At 47.8% G+C, this 18,286-nt stretch carries 15 protein-coding genes; 10 read left to right on the forward strand and 5 right to left on the reverse strand.

Going from position 1 to position 18,286, the window contains the following annotated elements:
• Positions 1–75: 75 nt before the first annotated feature.
• Positions 76–1,086 carry an AraC family transcriptional regulator gene (locus tag EKG39_RS20825; protein ID WP_246028584.1) on the forward strand — a complete coding sequence of 337 codons (1,011 nt, stop codon included), beginning with the start codon at positions 76–78 and terminating at the stop codon, positions 1,084–1,086.
• A gap of 80 nt (positions 1,087–1,166) precedes the next feature.
• Positions 1,167–3,182: an alkyl/aryl-sulfatase gene (locus EKG39_RS20830; protein WP_126507926.1), complete on the forward strand. Its 2,016-nt coding sequence runs from the start codon at positions 1,167–1,169 to the stop codon at positions 3,180–3,182.
• 324 nt (positions 3,183–3,506) lie between these two features.
• Here the strand turns inward: EKG39_RS20830 and EKG39_RS20835 are convergent, their stop codons facing one another.
• The gene (locus EKG39_RS20835; RefSeq protein WP_126507927.1) at positions 3,507–4,514 is read right to left on the reverse strand and encodes a class I SAM-dependent rRNA methyltransferase; all 1,008 of its coding nucleotides are present in this window, start codon (positions 4,512–4,514) and stop codon (positions 3,507–3,509) included.
• Positions 4,515–4,769: 255 nt separating this feature from the next.
• Between EKG39_RS20835 and EKG39_RS20840 the strand changes: the two genes are divergently transcribed.
• Positions 4,770–5,348, forward strand: a complete 579-nt coding sequence (locus EKG39_RS20840) for an esterase/lipase family protein (RefSeq protein ID WP_126507928.1) — start codon at positions 4,770–4,772, stop codon at positions 5,346–5,348.
• Between the two features lie 89 nt (positions 5,349–5,437).
• On the opposite strand, the gene rarD is transcribed toward EKG39_RS20840, so the two are convergent.
• A complete protein-coding gene (rarD, locus tag EKG39_RS20845) occupies positions 5,438–6,367 on the reverse strand; it encodes an EamA family transporter RarD (protein ID WP_126507929.1) in 930 nt (309 codons plus the stop codon).
• A 354-nt stretch (positions 6,368–6,721) separates the two neighbouring features.
• On the opposite strand from rarD, the gene EKG39_RS20850 reads away from it, so the two are divergent.
• A complete protein-coding gene (locus EKG39_RS20850) occupies positions 6,722–8,263 on the forward strand; it encodes an FG-GAP repeat domain-containing protein (protein WP_126507930.1) in 1,542 nt (513 codons plus the stop codon).
• 286 nt (positions 8,264–8,549) lie between these two features.
• Positions 8,550–9,917 (forward strand): hypothetical protein, encoded by a 1,368-nt coding sequence (locus tag EKG39_RS20855; protein WP_126507931.1) that lies wholly within the window; start codon positions 8,550–8,552, stop codon positions 9,915–9,917.
• Positions 9,918–9,999: 82 nt separating this feature from the next.
• Here EKG39_RS20855 and EKG39_RS20860 read toward each other — a convergent pair whose 3' ends face one another.
• Positions 10,000–10,965 carry a helix-turn-helix domain-containing protein gene (locus EKG39_RS20860; RefSeq protein ID WP_126507932.1) on the reverse strand — a complete coding sequence of 322 codons (966 nt, stop codon included), beginning with the start codon at positions 10,963–10,965 and terminating at the stop codon, positions 10,000–10,002.
• Between the two features lie 190 nt (positions 10,966–11,155).
• Here EKG39_RS20860 and EKG39_RS20865 point away from each other — a divergent pair, with 190 nt between their 5' ends.
• Positions 11,156–11,971 (forward strand): glycine zipper domain-containing protein, encoded by an 816-nt coding sequence (locus tag EKG39_RS20865; protein WP_126507933.1) that lies wholly within the window; start codon positions 11,156–11,158, stop codon positions 11,969–11,971.
• A 158-nt stretch (positions 11,972–12,129) separates the two neighbouring features.
• Here the strand turns inward: EKG39_RS20865 and EKG39_RS20870 are convergent, their stop codons facing one another.
• The gene (locus tag EKG39_RS20870) at positions 12,130–13,398 is read right to left on the reverse strand and encodes a sensor histidine kinase (protein ID WP_126507934.1); all 1,269 of its coding nucleotides are present in this window, start codon (positions 13,396–13,398) and stop codon (positions 12,130–12,132) included.
• Positions 13,398–14,084 carry a response regulator transcription factor gene (locus EKG39_RS20875; protein ID WP_126507935.1) on the reverse strand — a complete coding sequence of 229 codons (687 nt, stop codon included), beginning with the start codon at positions 14,082–14,084 and terminating at the stop codon, positions 13,398–13,400. The genes EKG39_RS20870 and EKG39_RS20875 overlap by 1 nt, the downstream gene beginning before the upstream one ends.
• Positions 14,085–14,210: 126 nt before the next feature.
• Here EKG39_RS20875 and EKG39_RS20880 point away from each other — a divergent pair, with 126 nt between their 5' ends.
• The 4 genes from EKG39_RS20880 to EKG39_RS20895 all read left to right on the forward strand — a co-directional run bounded on the left by EKG39_RS20880 (position 14,211) and on the right by EKG39_RS20895 (position 17,873).
• Positions 14,211–15,242: a glycosyltransferase family 2 protein gene (locus EKG39_RS20880; RefSeq protein WP_126507936.1), complete on the forward strand. Its 1,032-nt coding sequence runs from the start codon at positions 14,211–14,213 to the stop codon at positions 15,240–15,242.
• Positions 15,239–16,633, forward strand: a complete 1,395-nt coding sequence (locus EKG39_RS20885; RefSeq protein ID WP_126507937.1) for an ArnT family glycosyltransferase — start codon at positions 15,239–15,241, stop codon at positions 16,631–16,633. Before EKG39_RS20880 ends, EKG39_RS20885 begins: the two co-directional genes overlap by 4 nt.
• The gene (locus EKG39_RS20890; RefSeq protein ID WP_126507938.1) at positions 16,621–17,049 is read left to right on the forward strand and encodes a GtrA family protein; all 429 of its coding nucleotides are present in this window, start codon (positions 16,621–16,623) and stop codon (positions 17,047–17,049) included. The genes EKG39_RS20885 and EKG39_RS20890 overlap by 13 nt, the downstream gene beginning before the upstream one ends.
• A 143-nt stretch (positions 17,050–17,192) precedes the next feature.
• Positions 17,193–17,873 (forward strand): YiaD family glycine zipper/OmpA-like lipoprotein, encoded by a 681-nt coding sequence (locus tag EKG39_RS20895; protein ID WP_126507939.1) that lies wholly within the window; start codon positions 17,193–17,195, stop codon positions 17,871–17,873.
• Positions 17,874–18,286 lie beyond the last annotated feature (413 nt).

Below are 18,286 nucleotides of genomic sequence, written 5' to 3' on the forward strand. Positions count from 1 at the left end.
TATCGAATTAGTAATGACACCTAACATTAATAGCTAACTTTAATCGCTATGAGTCTTAATCGGCGGATGAATTTTATGCAGGGAAATGCTAAATACACGACCATCGCTGCCTGGGCATCGGCGGTTGCCAGAGCGTTGAGAGCCTCGGGTATCGATCCTGAGAGCGTATTTGAAGAGGCTGGCTTATCATTAACCGAAATAGAAAGTGAGCCTGACTCTCGTATCGCGATAGAAAAAATGACCCTATTTTGGCAAGCGGTAGAAAGTACGACCGAATCATTGGCATTCGGTTTGACTGTGGGTCGATATGCTTATCCGATGCACTTCAGATCTCTGGGGTTGCTAATGATGACCTCTGAAACTCTGGCGCAGGCCTTCGAGCGTCTTCCCGATTATTACGCCCTGGTGAGCAACTCTGCCAGCATAAAGCTTCAAAGAACGCCGCAGCTGATTGGGTTTACGATTACACCGCTTAATGGGGTAGAGATCAGTGAGATGGCGATAGATGCATTTTTTGCAACCTTGATGCATCACGGTGAGCTGATGATTGGCCATTCGAATTTTATTCAAGCCGTTGAGCTTATCAGGGAGACTCCGAAGGATGTGAGGCCCTGGCAAACCTGTTTCAACTCCCCGGTCTCATTCGAACAGACAGCTAACTGTTTATGGATGGATAGAAATATGCTCGAGAGAGCCACTGTGATGGCCGATCCTAGCCAGGCGCTGAAGAATGAGCAGGCCGTTCGCCAATACCTTGAAAAGATGCAGGCTTTAAGCTGGCGCGAGAAAACCAGCCAGGTGATACATGCCATGCTGGTTGACGGTGAAGCCAGCTTATTTAAGGCGGCACAGATCTATAATTTGAGCGAACGCACCCTGAGCCGTTACCTCAAGAGTGAGGGCACAAGTTTTCGCACGATATTGCAGGAGAAGCGTAAGGAGCTGGCGCATTATTATCTGCTCAATAGTGATCTATCGATAACTCAAGTTGCAGACAAGTTGGGTTACAGCAGTCTGAGCAACTTCACCCGAGTGTTCCATTTATGGTACGGGGTAAGCCCTAGTCTGTATCGCCTCAGAGTTTGAGATTGGCGTAAAATGATAACCGCAATGTTGTTAACTTGTAATAGCTTGTGGTTAATTGTTACGTCAAAAGCAGAGTCATTATGTATCATTCCTATCGTTTAGTGCGAGTTCGTCATCTTTTCCCCATTGTGATGGGGCTACTTCTCACGGCCTGCCAGCCAGAACCCACTAATATCGCGATCGAAGACAGTACGCTGGCCGATGCTGATGGTTTTACACCGGCAACGGCATATACCAAGAGTGCGAATGCGGCGCTGTTAGCCGAGTTGCCTTTCGATAATAAACAGGACTTTGCCGATGCCAGCCGTGGTTTTATCGCTAAGCTCCCTGCCCTGAGGGTCGAGGGTGGCGAGGGTGATACCATCTGGGATATGCCCGGCTATGACTTCATCGATGGCGAGGCACCTGTCAGTGTCAACCCAAGTCTTTGGCGACAAGCCAGTCTTAACAATATTCACGGGTTATTCGAAGTAACTAAAGGGGTCTACCAGATCCGTGGCTTCGACCTGGCGAACATGACGATCATCGAAGGTAAAACTGGTTGGATCGTGGTAGACCCGCTGACTACGGCCGAAACGGCGAGTGTTGCTCTCGAGTTTGTGAATAAACAACTGGGCAACAGGCCCATCTCTGCCATCTTGTTTACCCATAGTCATATGGACCACTTTGGTGGTGCCTTGGGTCTGTTGGGCGAGCCCGATAAGGCAGAACTGAGCAATATCGATATCCTGGCGCCGGCGGGATTCATGCATGAGGCAACCAGTGAGAATGTCATGGCGGGAACGGCCATGAGCCGCCGTGCCATGTATATGTATGGTAAACGCCTTCCGCGAAGTGCCAGGGGACATATAGACTCAGGCCTTGGCAAGTCGCCCGCATTTGGTACCTTCGGTATTTTGGCTCCGACAATCACGATAGAGAAGGATGAGTCGAGGGTGATCGATGGGGTTAACTTCGAGTTTCAGATTGTCTCCGGCTCGGAGGCGCCGGCCGAGTTTACCTTCTCTCTGCCTGAGCTCAATGCCTATTGCGGCGCAGAGCTGGTTTCCAAGACGATGCACAACCTCTACACGCTCAGAGGAGCCAAGGTTCGGGATGCACTGCAATGGAGTCGCTCCATCGATGAGGCATTGACAAACCAGGGAGGAGCCGAGGTCTATTTTGGTAGCCATCATTGGCCAATCTGGGGACAGGAGGCTATCGCCGACTTCTTAGAGAAGCAGCGTGATACCTATAAATATATTCATGATCAATCGGTTCGTATGCTCAATGGAGGGTTAACCCCAAATGAGATAGCCGAGCAGATCCGGATGCCGCCATCGCTATCGACGACCTTTGCCAGCCGTGGCTACTATGGCAGTGCCAGGCATAATGCCAAAGCCGTGTATCAAGCCTATTTAGGTTGGTATGACGCCAACCCGGTAAACCTTAATCCACTACCCGATGAGCAATCTTCCGGAAAATATATCGAGTTGATGGGGGGCAGCGATGCCGTGCTTAAGCATGCCAATGCCGCTTTCGATAAAGGTGAGTATCGCTGGACGGCAGAGCTGCTTAATAAGCTGGTTTTTGCCGACAGTACCAATACACAAGCTAAAGAGTTACTGGCTAAGAGCTATGATCAGCTGGGCTATCAGTCTGAATCGGCCCCCTGGCGTGACGTTTATCTGTCAGCGGCCTATGAGCTGCGCCATGGGAGCCCGGATAAGGGGATCGATCTGGCTTCGATGAAACAGATATTACTGCGATCGCCGGTAGAAAATTTCTTACAATCCATGGCCTCAAGGGTCATAGGGCCCGAAGCCTTCGGCGAGCGGTTTACACTTAATATCAATTTTACCGATCTGGGTGATAACTATGTGCTACAGCTTAAAAATTCGGTACTTCACCACAAAAAATCGCCAAAGGATCTGAGTGCCGATGCGACACTCAATATCAGTCACGAACTTTTTGTCGAACTCATCATTGGCAGTGCGGGAGTATCGGATCTGTTGTTTTCTGATGAATTGAATATCGAGGGGAGTAAAGTGGATTTGGTGAGTTTTCTCACCTTGCTGGATAAGCCTAAAGGTGTGTTTAATATCGTAACACCTTAGGTTTGCATTTGGCTCAGCATCGATGAGCCCGTGACTGTGCGGGCTCAGCTTCATCTATATTAGCCACAATTTTTAATCAATTTCCAGGGCGACCATTTTCAAAGGATGGTTGCCGTCACATTGATAAGGAAATCTTCTTCATTATTAGCCGCTATTTTTAATTAATTGTTTTTAATCAACTTTCGTTAATCAACCTTTGTTAATCGATCATTCTAATCAATTTCCAGAGCGACCATTTTCAGTGGATGGTTGCCATCACATTGATAAGGAAGTCTTCTTCATTATTAGCCGCTATCTTTAATCAACCTTTGTTAATCGATCATTCTAATCAATTTCCAGGGCGACCATTTTCAAAGGATGGTTGCCGTCAAACGATGGGAAGTCTTCATGGCAGTTTAACCAGCTATGACTGCTGACGGTGCGCCCCTGTTTCTCGACGCAACGAACCAGTGCGTTAAACCAAGTGTCACGGTCGACCTTAGCCACATTATTACAACAGACGATGGTGCCGCCTTTCTTGGTGGTTAACAGTGCAGGTTTGAACAGGCTTTGATAATCGTTGATCAGATCCACAGTGCCGAACGGGCTCTTGGCGAAACGAGGTGGGTCGAGAAAGACCAGGTCGAATTGCGTCGCCGGTAGCTTAGGATAAGCGGGCAGCTTCTGATTGCGTCGTCCACCGACCTTGAGCCCCGCGAGTTGCCGTAGCGCCGGGAAGGCATCACTTTGAATAAATTCACACACATCGGTGACATCATTTAGCTCGGCATTTTTCTTACCGGCGGCCAGGGCAAAAGAGGAGAAGTCGACATTGACGACTCGTTTAGCCCCACCGACTGCGGCGGCTGTGCCAATACCACAGGTATATGAGAACAGGTTGAGCACCGATTTGTTTCGGCTGTTGGCCTTAACAAATTCACGGCCGACACGCATATCCAGAAATAGCAGGGGATCTTGACCCTCGTGACGTAGCTTAGTGGTGAACTTGATGCCGTTTTCCTGCATCACCTGCTCCGATAGAGCGAAGGTCTCAGTTTCAGCGTTCAGGCTATTGAGTACACGAGAGTTCTTATTCGAGCGATCGTTATACACAACCGGAAGATCGGCGAATTGAACCAGAGAGGTCTGGATCTGTTCGAGTTCATCTTCGCTGAGTGTCTGATGAAAGGTCTGGATCAGCCATGCATCGCCATATCTGTCTATGTTTAAGCCATTGACCCCCTCGACTGTGCCATGAAATACCCGGAAACAATCGGTATTGTCTGCCATAACTTGGGCTAAGAGGTCTTGACGCTTTTCTAAAGCGTTGGCGAGTAGAGATGGAATAGACATGGTCATTATGCTCGTATTAAGTGCCGGGGATAGCAGGCAAGTATTGCGTGTATATACCCAAACAACCTCGAAATGCAGGATTTAGCATGTCGAGCATTTTTAAGTGGCTTGGGTAATTAATTGGGCGCATGATACCAAACATTAGCGGATAAATAACCTAGACTCGTTATCGGGGCATATTCATCACACTCTGTTCGTTGAGCCCTTACTTTGAGCCCTAAGCTGTGAACGCTGAAGAATTGAAGAGTAGGCAGGATGAAAATAGTACTGGTACATGGGATTTTTAATACGGGCCGGGTGCTTCGCTGGATGAAACGCCAGTTCGAAGCGCGGGGCTATGAGTGCTTCACGCCGACAATCGCCCCACTTGATGGTCGTCATGGCATCGAATACGCCAGCGCGAGTCTGAAGCAGCAGATAGAGGAGCGGTTCGGTGAGAAGGAACCGATTAGCCTGGTTGGTTTTAGTATGGGGGGAATCGTAGCGCGCCACTATCTGCAGATGTTAGGCGGCGCTTGTCGAACGGTAAACTTTTTTACCCTGTCGACCCCTCACAGAGGCAGCTACTGGGCCTATCTTCCCTATCCATCGAAGGGCATGAGACAGCTTAGGCCTGACAGTGCACTGTTGAGATCTCTGGATGCCGATGAAGTCAGCCTGCAGGGGGTCAAGGTGTTCTCATATTGGACGCCGATAGATTTCACCATAGTGCCGAGTTCGAGCTCCTATTGGCAGGTTGCTGAAAACAAAAAGTTTTTTATTGTGCTGCACCTGTCGGTCATTTTCAGTCGCAAAATTGTTACCGAGATCTTGAATAATCTCAGCTCGGAATAACTGTCGTTCGGGACAGGCTCGGCACCCGACAAGTGCCTCTTGCCGCTAAGCGGCAAGGCTCTGAGTTCAGTTGCTTATACCGAATATTATTAATTATGGCGTCGTTGTGTAAATATTCGCTGCCTCAAGGCGGGTAACGCCTCCAAAGAGCAGAGAATTAGCCCCGTCCAGATTAACGCGAAACTCACCGCTTTGACTTGATCGAAGTGCTCATTAAACAGCAGTACAGCTAATAGAAAGTGCATGCTGGGTTCGATATATTGCATCAGGCCTATCATAGATAAACTGGTACGGCTGATGGCTAAGGCGAAAAATATAAGCGGTAACAGGGTGACCGGTGCCGTACCCATATAGAGCAGCAGCTGAGATAGCTCACCGCCGAGTGCCACACTCTGATCCGATAGCCATAACCAAATGATGTAGAGGGCCGCGAATGGCATTAACAGCATGGCTTCTAGTGTCACCGATGTCAGAGAGTCGAAACGGATAAACTTCTTACACAGCCCGTAGAGGGCGAAAAATCCTCCCATGCTAAGTGCCAGCCAAGGCAGCTCTCCATAGCTATATACCATGTAGCCGATACCGGCAGTTCCCAGCATGACGGCGGCCTTCTGAGCCGAAGTTAGCTTATCTTTGAGAAATATAACGCCTAAGCCTATGGCGAAGAGGGGATTGATGAAGAAGCCCAGACTCGCCGCTAACACCTGACCGTGGGTGATGGCCCAGGTGAAGCTATACCAGGAGACGCACATGATAAGCGTAGCTAATCCGCACAGGGCGAGGGAGCGCTTATCGGACATCACCAGCCGCATTGAAGGCATTTTTTTACGCAAGAGCAGAAAGACCAATGCCATAAAGGGGACGGAGAAAAGGATTCGAAATGCCAACATCTCATTGATATCTGCACCGGGCAGGTATTGATAATACAGCGGCATTAATCCCCATAAGAGAAAAGAAAAAGCCGCAAGGGAGTTCCCCTGAATGGATGAGCGTACCTTACTGGTGTCAGTGGAGTGCATATAAAATTAGTCTGAGATGATTTAGGGTAGAAAAAGGCGGCAATTCTCTCATTGAAATGCCTATGAGTATGTGAGCTGGATCACTCAAATATATCATTTCTTAGTTACAGGTTCGCTTGTTAATGAGCTGATAAATATCATGTTTTGTAATGAAATGGTTGCGGTTGTTTCATTCATTGATGGGGGCGTGTGACTGCAGGGAGGAAAACACGGTTTGCCGCCTTTGGCTCTCTATCTAATCGAGTTAGTTTGTAACAGTCCGTTAACCATGCTTCCTTTTTTCTTCAGAGTCGATAGATTAGTCATGAGTATGAAATTGATTCGTATCCAACATTTAGAGGGAGTGTGTGGTTAATGGGAAGTGAGAAAAATGGATTTACAAATTTGGCACTGGCGGGGTTAACGGCTCTGATGATTTCATCGGGTGCTATTGCTGCCGATGGAGATGAGCCTGTCAGTATAGAAGAGCACACCATTCAGGCACCGTTTAATCTTACTCACCCGGTGCTTCCCGTCGATCTCTTGCCCTCTCCCGGCAAAGAGCTGGTTACCTTCGGCGTGGATGACAACCTGCAAAAGTGGTTAGGTATTTACACTTTAAACAGTGATAACCAACGCTATAGCCTATTTCGAAAATTACTACTGCCACCTTCGTTCTACTCCTTCGATATCAGTGATGAGAGTGATGAGAGTCAGAAGGTGCAGCGGCTCTATTTTCTCTCCAGTGAGCATATTGTTCAGTATCTGCCCCACAACAGTGCCGCCCCCTTCGATGTTATAGCCGATATTCAATCTATTACGCTGAAGAAACGGCCGGACTTTATCAGTCGCGGTGAATTCGTACGGGATCTTAATGGCGATAAGCTTGCCGATATCCTGATTAGCGATTTTTCACAGCTAAGGTTGCTGATAGGCAAGGACGAGGGGGGATTTGAAGAGCAGACCTTGCCGATAACGCCGCAGGTTAAAGTGAACAAGCGGGGCGCTGAGTATATCGAATCTAAGCTCTATATCAGTGATGCAAACCTCGATGGCCGCGAAGATATCATCAAGATTGCCGAAGGCGAGTTAGAGGTGTACCCGCAAAATGAAACCGGCATGTTTAACACTGTGGCGAGCTTTATACCCGTCAGGCAAGCTATCAGTGGTGTCGATTGGTGGAATAAGCGTGATGCCTATGGCGAGTCGTTAGATCAAAGCTCCTTGATATACCGGAAGGTGGAGGAGGTCAGAGATATCAATAATGATGGCATAACCGACCTTGTGCTTAGGTACACTAAGAGTTCCGGTGTACTGGATAGAGTCAATGATTATGAGGTCTTTCTCGGTGAAAACCGTAAGGGCAAGTTAACCTTCCCATCCAAAGCGAACAGTGTAGTGCATGCCGAGGGGACATTAACTGGTTTAGAATTTATCGATATCGATAATGATGACGAGCTTGAGGTGATGGTTGCAGGTTTCGATATTGGTTTGTCACAGATTATCGGTGCGCTGGTATCGGGCAGTATCGATCAGGATGTCTATCTGTTTAAGATGGACAATAACAGGCTTTTCTCTACTAAGCCCAATGTATCCAAAGAGGTTGAGCTTAACTTTAGCCTCACCTCTGGCCAGAGTGGCAGCCCTGTGGTTAAGCTGGCCGATATTAACGGGGATAAGTTGCAGGATCTTCTACTTTCGGATGGTCAGGATCGATTAAAAGTTTACTTGGGCGAACCCGGCGGCAAGCTGTTTGAGGGGCGCAGTGAGCAAATCAGTACACTGTTACCTCAAGAGGGAAATATGTTGTCCAGTGACGATCTTAATGGCGATGGTAAAGACGACATCTTAATTAAGTACGGCCGTCAGGATGACGAGAAGCTATTAAATCAATTTAAGGTTCTTATTTCCGGTTAGCTAGCTTTAGTTATGAAGGCCGCCATTTAATAAGCCATGATTTTTACACGTGTTCTACTTCTATCATCAGCCACCTTTTCTAAACAAACATACCTGTAGAGATAACATATAACAGCGCCTGGAGGCGCTGTTTATGCTTGTGTTTACTTTTCCATTCTCTTAATCACAATTCTATAGGTTTCATTACCTTCTATTACTCAAGCTGACAGTTCTTGACGCCTCTTTTTTGTCATAAGTAGCAACCATGTAAATGGTTATAACAATTGGTAATCAAAGGGAGTTTATTTTGAAAAAATCTTTTTTATGGCGGGCACTCATTTTATCAGGAGCATTGCTGGGCGTGACGGCTTGCAGCTCAGATGATGAGGACACCACGTCTGATGCGAGCTACATTCAATTTTATAATGCATCACCCAACAGTACTTCGGCGCGGTTATCGATGGATGAGTATGAATATACAGGTGTAGATTTTGCCGATTCCATGGCCAGATACTCATATTCGACAGGCAGCGTCGAGTTGGCCATTGTTGGTAATGATGAGTTAGGTGACGATCAGACCATTTATGAGCAGAGTCTGAATCTGGGTAATGGTGAAGAGCATCTGTTTATGCTTCTTGGTGATTACCATTCACCCGAATTTATCGATATTAGCTATCAAAGAGAGGAGATGGATGAGCTGAACAGCGATGAAGATGAAGACTATAGCAAGATGCAGGTTCTGGTGGCTCATACCGCTATGAATAGCGCCGGGTTTGATGTCTATATTGGCCTCTATGGTCGTGAATTTATTGATGCGACGCTGATTGGAGAAGTGAATTACAGGGAACACTCTGAGGCGGTGATATTTGATACCGGTGATTATATCCTGTACCTGACCGAGCCGGACTCACAGGAGCCGATATACACCACTGCGAGCATGTCGTTGTCGAGCACCACCGTTTATAAGTTGATTATTCGGGAAAGTTTCGGGCCCGGCACGCCAAATATCACCATAGATAGTGTCGACTCGAGTTCCACCCCGGTGACCTATGCCAATGTTGATGCATACGCCGAGTTTAGACTGTTTAATGGCCTGAATGAGCATGGGAGTATCGATGCTGAGATGACAAATCATTTAGGTGCCATCCGGGTGAACGATATTGGCGTGGGTAAGGTCTCTGAGTTCAGGGAGATAGACTTTGATGATTATGGGGTTCAAATTCAACAGAGTGACTCGGGCAGTGTATTGGCTAATAACCTATTGGTGACCTTTAACCAAGACGAGAGCAGATCCATTCTTGTCTATCAGGACGAGTCCGGGGGAGTAAGGGGCATGACCTTAACCCATGACCTCAGGCCGAGGGCATTTGAGTATCAGATGAGTTTCGCTAATCTGGTGCATGAGTTTGAGGATCTCACCGTCTATTTTGTTCGCTCCAGTGAAACCATAGAGTCGGCAGAATATAAGATAGATAATGCTGATTTTGCCGAATTGAATTCGCTGACTATACCGTCAGGAGAGTACGAGATCAGTGTCGTGCAGCAAGATGACAATGATGATTTGACCTTGCTCTATCAATCTGAGCAATTGAACTTAGAGGGGGGAGGACAGTACTCGATGGCGCTGATTAAAGATAGCTCTATGCCTTTGGGCTACTATTTGTCACTCTTTTAATGGGGAGCAAAAGCAATAGGGATTAAAAGCTGTCGGTGCTAAAGCAGAGTATTTTCTCTGCTTTTTTGCTTCAGCGTTATTCTTACACTTTTTCCGCCTCAGTGGCGTTACGCATCAGGTTGAGCAACAAGGGACTCGAGAGCAGGTCCTCTCTTTGTATGGAAAAAGAAACATAAGAATATCGTTTGCCATTGTATCTGGCACCATCGAGCCTGTCGGTAAGTGGTTCCCCGGTGGCAATCCGTACACCGGTCAGGAAGTCCATTAACTTGATCCCTATGTCAGATCTTGCCCGATATCCTAAAGCCAGAGTTAGCGGATTTTCAATCAGGCTCAATAACAGGTGGGTAAGATAGTCCTCGGCGATATGTCGTCCGCCAAGATAGGCGCTGAGTATGTAAGTAGAGGCTGCCCGATCGCTGTCGACCAAATGTGCCGGTGTGAGTTCGCAGTCATCCAACTGACCCGTCAGCAGTAAATTTAAAGTGTCAGGGCTGATCCTCAACAGAATAATATGGCCAATCAGTACCCCATCAACCTGATAAAATGTCACCTCTGTCGAGGGGTGTTCCACCAGGGGAGTGATAAAAGCGGGCTTCCAGTTTTCACGCTGGCGAGTAAGATTACTATGGTAGTGGCTTATCCAGCGTATCATCTGCTCGGCATTATCTGCGTGCTTGTTTATCTTGTCGAAATTGATGTTATCGCTGGGAATATAGGGGTGAGCGCCCATCACATGATTGTAACTGGTTTGCTGATCTAACATCTTCTGAAAAGCAGACATCGAAGGTAGCTGTCTTAATTCAAAGTCAGGGTTGGATAACAGCAGGTGAGCTTCATCTGAAAAGAATTCCATCAAGGCAATTTGTCGTCGAATGTTGGGACTGATCTTGCCCCTCTCCCAACGACTGATGGCGAGTGAGTCGATATCCGCAAACAGTTCACTAAAAGACTGTAACTCGAGTGCCAGCCCCTCTTGGGATAGTCCCCTTTGAGACCGTCTTTTTAAGAGGTAATCGTCTATTCCTGAAAATCGCTCTTTAGTCATGTGGTTCTCTTTGGTTTTAGGTCCTGATGAGGTTACAGCTCAGTAAGTTCAGTGATTTTGAGTGGTCAACTGAACTAGGCATTAGGAAATTTTTTTTTCGAAGCCATGCCCTGATGTAAATTCAATCAATCTGATTAAATAGCCTTACTGACTCACTTGTAATGTAACGCTTTTTACCGAGGAACACACTATGACAAACATGAGAAAAACCTTACTTGCTGCATTGTGCGTTTCACTCCTGAGTGGTTGTGCGAGTACCACCGACGGTGAAAATACAGAGCAAGATCGCAATCGTGGACTGAGAACCGGCGCCGCTGGTGGCGCAATCTTAGGTTTAGCCTTGGGCGCAGCCACGGGTGATGCGAGTCTCGCAGCCAAGGGAGCCATGGTGGGAGCCGCTGCCGGAGGCGCTGCTGGTGCTGCGGCAGATTATCAGAATGATCGGGAAGATCACCGTAATGAAAACGGTAACAAGAATATCAATATCAATGGTTTGGGAAGTGCGGCTAATCCATCTGCGCCGCAAATGAGCAATACGCCACAAAATTGGGATAAGTTAGATGACTTTACCGGTGATTGGCAGATCAATATCTGGGCGTTGCTTGATGATGGAAAACGCATCGAGGCCACCGGCATTGCCAAAGGTAGCCTGGCTAAAACCACTGCGGCCCAACTCAACTTCGATAAATTGAATGTCGATGGTGTCTCCCATGAGTTAACCGGCCAGATCCAGCTTGGGTATACCCCAGCTGGTGGCTATAGTCTGGAGACGGATTTCAGTAACAATGACAAGATGCGTTTCTCCGGCGAACATCAGGCTAATAACCAGAGGTATAGTTATTATCCTGTCGGTGTAAAAGGGCAGACGCTTTCCGGTGATGAGCGTCAAAACATGCGGGTCGAACTGCGCTTTGCCGGAAAAGATGTGTTTCTTGTCGACACCTATACTCAGGTCAAAGGCGAGGATGTGCAGATACAGTCCTATCGTTTCACCCGTAAGGGCTAAAATCTGGAGTTGTTTTTTTTACTCCTGAATTTTAGTTATGCGAGTTGAAGAAGTGGAAGGTACAGATACAGATATACCGATTCACCCATCAGGGGCAGAGCGCTGGATGCGTCAGTTTGATTACGAATAAAAACGAGCCCCTTGGCTCGTTTTTTCTGCTATTGGTTAAATTCGAGGGTCGCGATGCAACCGGCTTTTGGAGCCGGACTCAAGTTAAACCCCCAATCGTATCGCTGACATAGTGCATCGACGATCAATAAGCCTAAACCGTGCCCTTGAGGAGCTTGCTCGGATTCATTGAGTCCGGTGCCATGATCGGTGACCCGAATGCAGTCTTGATCCACTTCTATTCCTACCACCCCGCTGTCACTGGCATTGATGGCATTGTTGAGTAAATTTATCAACAACATACGCAGCACCGACTCACTCGGCTGTATCTTGGGCTCGCATTGCATCTTCAGGGTTATGGTCAATCCTTTACTCTCTGCCAGTGGCTGTACGTACTCTATGATATGTTCTAGCTCGCTACGGTTAATGATCCTGAGCTCGACGTTTTCCTTCGCTTGCTCCTGTTTGACTAAGCTCAGCAGAGCCTCAATCGTATGCTGCATATCTGTCGCGGCCTTAGCAATTCTCTCTCTCTGGCGTGACTGATATTCGGGGGCAGATTTTTGCTTAAGTAACCAGGTTGCCCCTTGAATGACGGTAAGTGGGGTTCTCAGCTCATGGCTGGCATATCTGGCGAAGGCCTGCTCCTGGCGAATTAACTTCTCATTTTGCTGGCGGTAACTGTTAAGGCTTTCCGCTAACTCATTAAATTCGGTGGCCGAGTCCCCGGGCACCGAGAAATGGCTATTGGGATCGGTCGATTTGAGCTGCTGACTCAACTGGGTAACCGGCGTTATCAACCTGCGGGTGAGCTTGATGATAGCGAAGCCAAAAAGTATAAAAAGCACCAACATGACTATGATAGATATCAGGTTTATGTTACGCCATTCCGTGGGAGATAACTCCACATGTTCGGCATTCATGATGAGCATCAGAGGATAGCGTTTACCGTTCTGGATATACTCGGTGCGGTAAAAAAATAGATCTTCGAAGCCTGCATCCTGGATCTCATCGAGAAAACCTAAAGGGTATTGCGTTAAGGCCAGGTATTTTTTAGGTAGGTCCTCTATTCGGTTATAAGCCCTGATACTGTTAGTGATGTTTAACGGTGAGCTTGCGTCGTGTTTGAACTGAACTATGGCTGTCCCGACACTATTTTGTAGTGTTCTGAGATTTAACTCATCTTCCAGCCAATAAAGCATGGCCTGACTGAGTACAAAGAGAGTGGCACCGATGACAATTGCAATGAAAGCGAAGTAGATACTGAGCTTACTGGTCATGGTATTGACCGGGCTTTTTTTTCTGGGATCTCTCGACATCAGTTGCTCGTTAATTCAAGTTTAAAGCCTATCTTAGGTACGGTGATCAGTATGGGGGTATCGAAAGGTTTATCCAACTGGTTGCGCAGTTGATACATATGGCTGCGTAAAATGTCATTACCCGGCGGGGTATCGCCCCATAGCTCCTCGATAAGCTCCTCTCGTTTCACGATATTGGGCGCTTTATGCATAAGATAATGCAAAATTTGATAGCAGGCGGGCGTGAGCGCGAGCTTTTTACCGCTGCGATAGACCTGATGCTTTGCAGTATCGAGTTCCAGTGAGCCGAACTTGAGCACGCCTTGAGCGACTTTCCCCTGATGGCGGTTAATTAAGGCCGTGACTCTGGCGTTGAGAACGTCTAAGTCAAAGGGTTTTGCCAGGTAGTCATCGGCGCCTGAGGCAAAACCATTTAACAGATCTTGCTTATCATCCAGTGCGGTTAACATAAGAATTGGTGTGGTGCAGCCCACATGTCTAAGCTTCTTGGCAACAGTTAAACCATCCATCTTGGGCAACATAAGATCTAAGATGATCAGGTCGAAGCTCCCCTCTGATGCGAGCTTATAGCCTAGCTCACCATTAGCCGCAAAATCGACCTCAGCTCCCTGAGCCTCAAAAAAATCGGCAAGTATCCCCGCCACATCCGGGTTGTCTTCGACAATGAGTAGTTGTGTTAAAGCCATCCGTTCCTCTGATTAACGATAGAAGCCAATTATTACATTATTTTGTAGAAGAAATGTCGATGATAATAAATTCACATAGTTAGCTGTATGTTTACCTCGTTTTTCTGTTTATTGAAGGTTTTTAGTATGGCACAGCCAAAGTCAACAAAGCGCGGTGACGGTCAGATTTGTCTCTCTATTCTTATTCCTATGTACAACGAGGCTGAAGTCCTTCAGCCACTATTTTCCCGTTTAAGCCAGGTGTTATCGAGTATTCCTGAGTCCTCCGAAATTGTCTTTATCGATGATGGCAGTAGCGATAATACCTGGGAGTTGCTGCAGCAGTTACCCGTATCATCCAGTGAGCATCAATGTATTCGTTTGAGTAGGAACTTTGGTAAAGAGGCAGCGATGACCGCAGGGTTAGAGCAGGCACGGGGGCTGGCGGTTATTTTACTCGATGCAGATCTGCAGGATCCGCCGGAGTTGATCCCTCAGATGCTGCAGGCTTGGAGGGAGGGCTTCGATGTCGTTAATATGAAACGCAGGAAACGCTTGGGGGAATCCTGGTTTAAGCGTTTCTCTGCAGCCGCCTTTTATCGGGTCATCAATGGTATGGCCGAGTCTCCGGTGCCGGAGAATGTCGGAGACTTCAGGCTCATCAGCCGTCAGGTCGTAGACAGTATCAACGAGTTACCCGAAAGAAATCGATTTATGAAAGGGATCCTGAGCTGGCCGGGATTCTCTCAGATAGAGATATTATTTGACCGTGATCCCCGTCATCTCGGCGAGACGAAATGGAATTACAGTAAGCTTATCGGTTTAGCTATGGATGGCATCACATCATTTAGTATCAAGCCATTGCGTCTGGCGACCTGGGCCGGGCTGCTCACCGCCTTCTCTGCATTTACCTATGGCGGCTGGGTGTTCCTGAAGACAGTGTTATGGGGCGGGGAGGTGGCTGGTTACCCCTCATTAATGATAGTTCAGGTCGCTCTGGCCGGGGTTCAACTGCTGGCGCTTGGTTTAATTGGTGAGTATTTAGGTCGGGTATTTATGGAGGTAAAGCAGAGGCCTATATACCTTATTCGCGAGGTTGAGCAGCAACAAAGTACGCGTAGTAGTGTGAGTCACTCTGAGTTGGGTGAGAATGTCCGCTATCTGGAGTCGACGCGATGATCAACAGATTGAAGTCCGTGTCCCTGGCTCATTATTCACTGGGAGTTTTGGTTACCGTCTTGTGTGTACGCCTGGTGACTCTTGCCTTGTATCCTCTGATGGATACCACCGAGGCGAGGTACGGCGAGATGGCCAGGTTGATGGTAGAGACAGGTAACTGGCTGACGCCGTTGTTCGATTACGGTGTTCCTTTCTGGGGCAAGCCGCCGCTGCATACCTGGATGAGTGCTTGGGGCATCGAGCTGTTCGGTATATCGGAGTTTGCGGTACGTTTCCCTCATTGGCTGGCCGCGGTGGCGGTATTAATCTTGACCGGCTACTTCGCTAAACAGGTTAAGGTTTCGGCACTGCAAGTCGCCATTTTGCTCACGACGACCAGCGTATTTTATGTCAGCGCCGGCGCTGTTATGACGGATATGGCGCTCACACTAGGAATGACCCTGGCTATGGTTGGCTTCTATCTGTGCTGGCAGGGCCGGGTCGTTTGGGGCTATTTGGGCTTTGTGGGTTTAGCCATAGGTTTGCTGGCAAAGGGGCCGGTTGTGCTGGTCTTGATGGGGTTAGCTGTGGGGCTATGGTTACTATGGCAATATGGCCCGATTCAGCCGTGGAAAAAACTCTATAGGAGAGTGCCACTTCTCGGTGGTCTTGGCCTGATGTTACTCCTCAGCTTGCCCTGGTATTTGATGGCGGAGCAGGCGACTCCGGGATTCCTGCAGTATTTCATTGTCGGAGAGCATTGGCTGAGGTTTGTCGATAGTGGCTGGCAGGGCGATCTGTATGGTTCGGCTCATGACGAAATCCGAGGCACCATCTGGTTATTCTTTGCCGTATCGGCCTTGCCCTGGTCTCTGTTTATCCCCAGAGCACTTTGGCGTCTATGGCAGTCTGGCACAGGCTTTGATAAGGCAACTAAGTTCTTTATCTGCTGGATGTTATCGCCACTTATCTTGTTTACGTTCGCCGGAAATATCCTGCCCGCCTATGTATTGCCAGGGATCCCCGGTATGGGGCTGCTGTTAGCCTACGCCTGGCGCGGTGAGAAAATTCCTAAGCTTGAGCCTATTGCGCTTGGGGTCAGTGTGTTAATACTCATGGCCGTTGTCGTGCTCAACCTGGGGCCGACGAAGGAGAAGAGTGATAAGTGGCTACTCGCTCAAAGAGCGCCGGCTATCGCGACCTATTATTGGCAAGACAGTCGTTTCTCATCGAAATTCTACAGTCAGGGAAAAGCTCAGCTGTTGCAGAGTGAGGCCGAGTTACGTCAGTTGGCAGGTATCCCTTTCTACTTAGTGGTGAGAAATGAAAACCTGCAAGAGTTAGCGGTTTTCTCTCAATGCATAGACACGGCTAACACATCAGAGAAGAGCTTATTACTATGTGGCACATAGGCGTTATATTCGCCAGAGTCAGAGCTTGTTTGACTCTGACTCAGCTCAAGTTTTTAGTGGTGGGAGGCCTGAGTTTTGTCTTTGATATGCTGCTGTTTCTCTACCTGTCCCAACAACTGGATTGGTCCATTTTGCATGCAAGGTTAGCCGCTTTTTGTGTGGCGTTGACGTTAACCTGGCTGGGCAACAGGCTATTTACCTTCTCTCATCGAAAGAGGCTGCCTAAGGGAGAGCAGTTTGCGATGGCGGTTATCCTTGCCTGCTGCGCCGCATCGGTGAACCTTAGCGTTTTTTATCTGCTGAGTGAGTTGAGCACGCCCACCGGCATTACCGCTACCATTTATCTGGCACTAGGTGTGTTGGCCGGATTGGTTGTGAATTGGCTGGGCTCCAACTACCTGGTGTTTCGAAATTAAAGGATTCACTATGACTGGCAATAGCTTGTCGATATGAGACAATGGCGACCTGACTTTTCCGGATGCGGCTGGTGTCCGGGGTCATTTCTATCATTGCTTTTTTGATAATTAAATATAATTTGCTGGGCAGGCTTGGAGTAAACATGCTTATTTCTAAAAATTCTTTTGTTGTGAAGGCTGTTTTGGGGTGTTCATTAATGGTGTTAGCCGGTTGTCAAACGACTAACCCTTATAGCAATGAGAGTCAAAATGCCAAGGCTACCAATGGTGCACTGATTGGTGCAATTGCCGGTGCTGCCATTGGTGTTGCTTCATCGAGCCGTAGCGACCGTGGTAAGGGAGCGTTAATTGGCGCCGCATCGGGTGCTGCGCTGGGTGGTGGTATCGGTTACTACATGGATACTCAGGAAGCTGAATTAAGAAAACAGCTTCAGTCGACCGGTGTCAGTGTGACTCGCAGTGGCGATAATATCATATTGAATATGCCCAATGAGGTGACCTTTGGTGTGGATCAGACGGATCTGAGCCCAGGCGCTAAAAACGTACTCAATAGTGTCGCCCTGGTGGCCAAAGAATATGATCAAACGCAATTGAATGTACTCGGTTATACCGATAGTTCAGGGGCAGAGTCATATAACTTAAGGTTATCGAAAATTCGTGCTATCGAAGTCGCTAACTACTTAGTTGCCCAGAAGATCGAATACGGCAGAGTGAAGTCTGAAGGTCTGGGGGAATCTAGCCCTATTGCGAGCAATGCAACGAAGGAAGGCCGAGCGCAAAACCGCCGAGTCGAGATCGTGTTAAGCCCATTACCGCAAGGCTAAGTCTTTAGCTGAAAGAATCAGGCTGCCAATAGGCAGCCTTTTTTTTACTTGTCCGATAACAAGTTTCAAATATCTCTCATTTATTCTTCTGACTTCGTGGTATTTAGTTCGATATTGAATTGTATGACTTCAAATATAATCTATAGCCTGCGGCTGGTGCCGTGGAGGGATGCAAAAATGTCGTGGTGGCAGGATGCCAATAAACGACCTGAATGTGCAGATACTTCTGAGGGACGCTGTGAAGCCATCCCTGGCCGCTTAACGAAAACATCCATGTTTTCGATACCCTCAACCGCATCTTATGTGGACTCCCCTGTGTCAACAACAAACAGGCAATCTTGAAGAAATAAATGCGAACTTATGTACGAGCTCTCAATTGAGTAGCGAACTCAGGCTCTATGATATTTACGCGA

The organism is Shewanella atlantica (assembly GCF_003966265.1).
Lineage (GTDB): Bacteria > Pseudomonadota > Gammaproteobacteria > Enterobacterales > Shewanellaceae > Shewanella > Shewanella atlantica.

What these genes read in the sequence shown, in the direction of transcription:
- EKG39_RS20825 (WP_246028584.1), top strand. Translation starts at nt 76, where the DNA reads ATGCAGGGAAATGCTAAATACACGACCATCGCTGCCTGGGCATCGGCG.
- EKG39_RS20830 (WP_126507926.1), top strand. Translation starts at nt 1,167, where the DNA reads ATGTATCATTCCTATCGTTTAGTGCGAGTTCGTCATCTTTTCCCCATT.
- EKG39_RS20835 (WP_126507927.1), bottom strand. Translation starts at nt 4,514, where the DNA reads ATGTCTATTCCATCTCTACTCGCCAACGCTTTAGAAAAGCGTCAAGAC.
- EKG39_RS20840 (WP_126507928.1), top strand. Translation starts at nt 4,770, where the DNA reads ATGAAAATAGTACTGGTACATGGGATTTTTAATACGGGCCGGGTGCTT.
- rarD (WP_126507929.1), bottom strand. Translation starts at nt 6,367, where the DNA reads ATGCACTCCACTGACACCAGTAAGGTACGCTCATCCATTCAGGGGAAC.
- EKG39_RS20850 (WP_126507930.1), top strand. Translation starts at nt 6,722, where the DNA reads ATGGGAAGTGAGAAAAATGGATTTACAAATTTGGCACTGGCGGGGTTA.
- EKG39_RS20860 (WP_126507932.1), bottom strand. Translation starts at nt 10,965, where the DNA reads ATGACTAAAGAGCGATTTTCAGGAATAGACGATTACCTCTTAAAAAGA.
- EKG39_RS20865 (WP_126507933.1), top strand. Translation starts at nt 11,156, where the DNA reads ATGACAAACATGAGAAAAACCTTACTTGCTGCATTGTGCGTTTCACTC.
- EKG39_RS20870 (WP_126507934.1), bottom strand. Translation starts at nt 13,398, where the DNA reads ATGTCGAGAGATCCCAGAAAAAAAAGCCCGGTCAATACCATGACCAGT.
- EKG39_RS20875 (WP_126507935.1), bottom strand. Translation starts at nt 14,084, where the DNA reads ATGGCTTTAACACAACTACTCATTGTCGAAGACAACCCGGATGTGGCG.
- EKG39_RS20880 (WP_126507936.1), top strand. Translation starts at nt 14,211, where the DNA reads ATGGCACAGCCAAAGTCAACAAAGCGCGGTGACGGTCAGATTTGTCTC.
- EKG39_RS20885 (WP_126507937.1), top strand. Translation starts at nt 15,239, where the DNA reads ATGATCAACAGATTGAAGTCCGTGTCCCTGGCTCATTATTCACTGGGA.
- EKG39_RS20890 (WP_126507938.1), top strand. Translation starts at nt 16,621, where the DNA reads ATGTGGCACATAGGCGTTATATTCGCCAGAGTCAGAGCTTGTTTGACT.
- EKG39_RS20895 (WP_126507939.1), top strand. Translation starts at nt 17,193, where the DNA reads ATGCTTATTTCTAAAAATTCTTTTGTTGTGAAGGCTGTTTTGGGGTGT.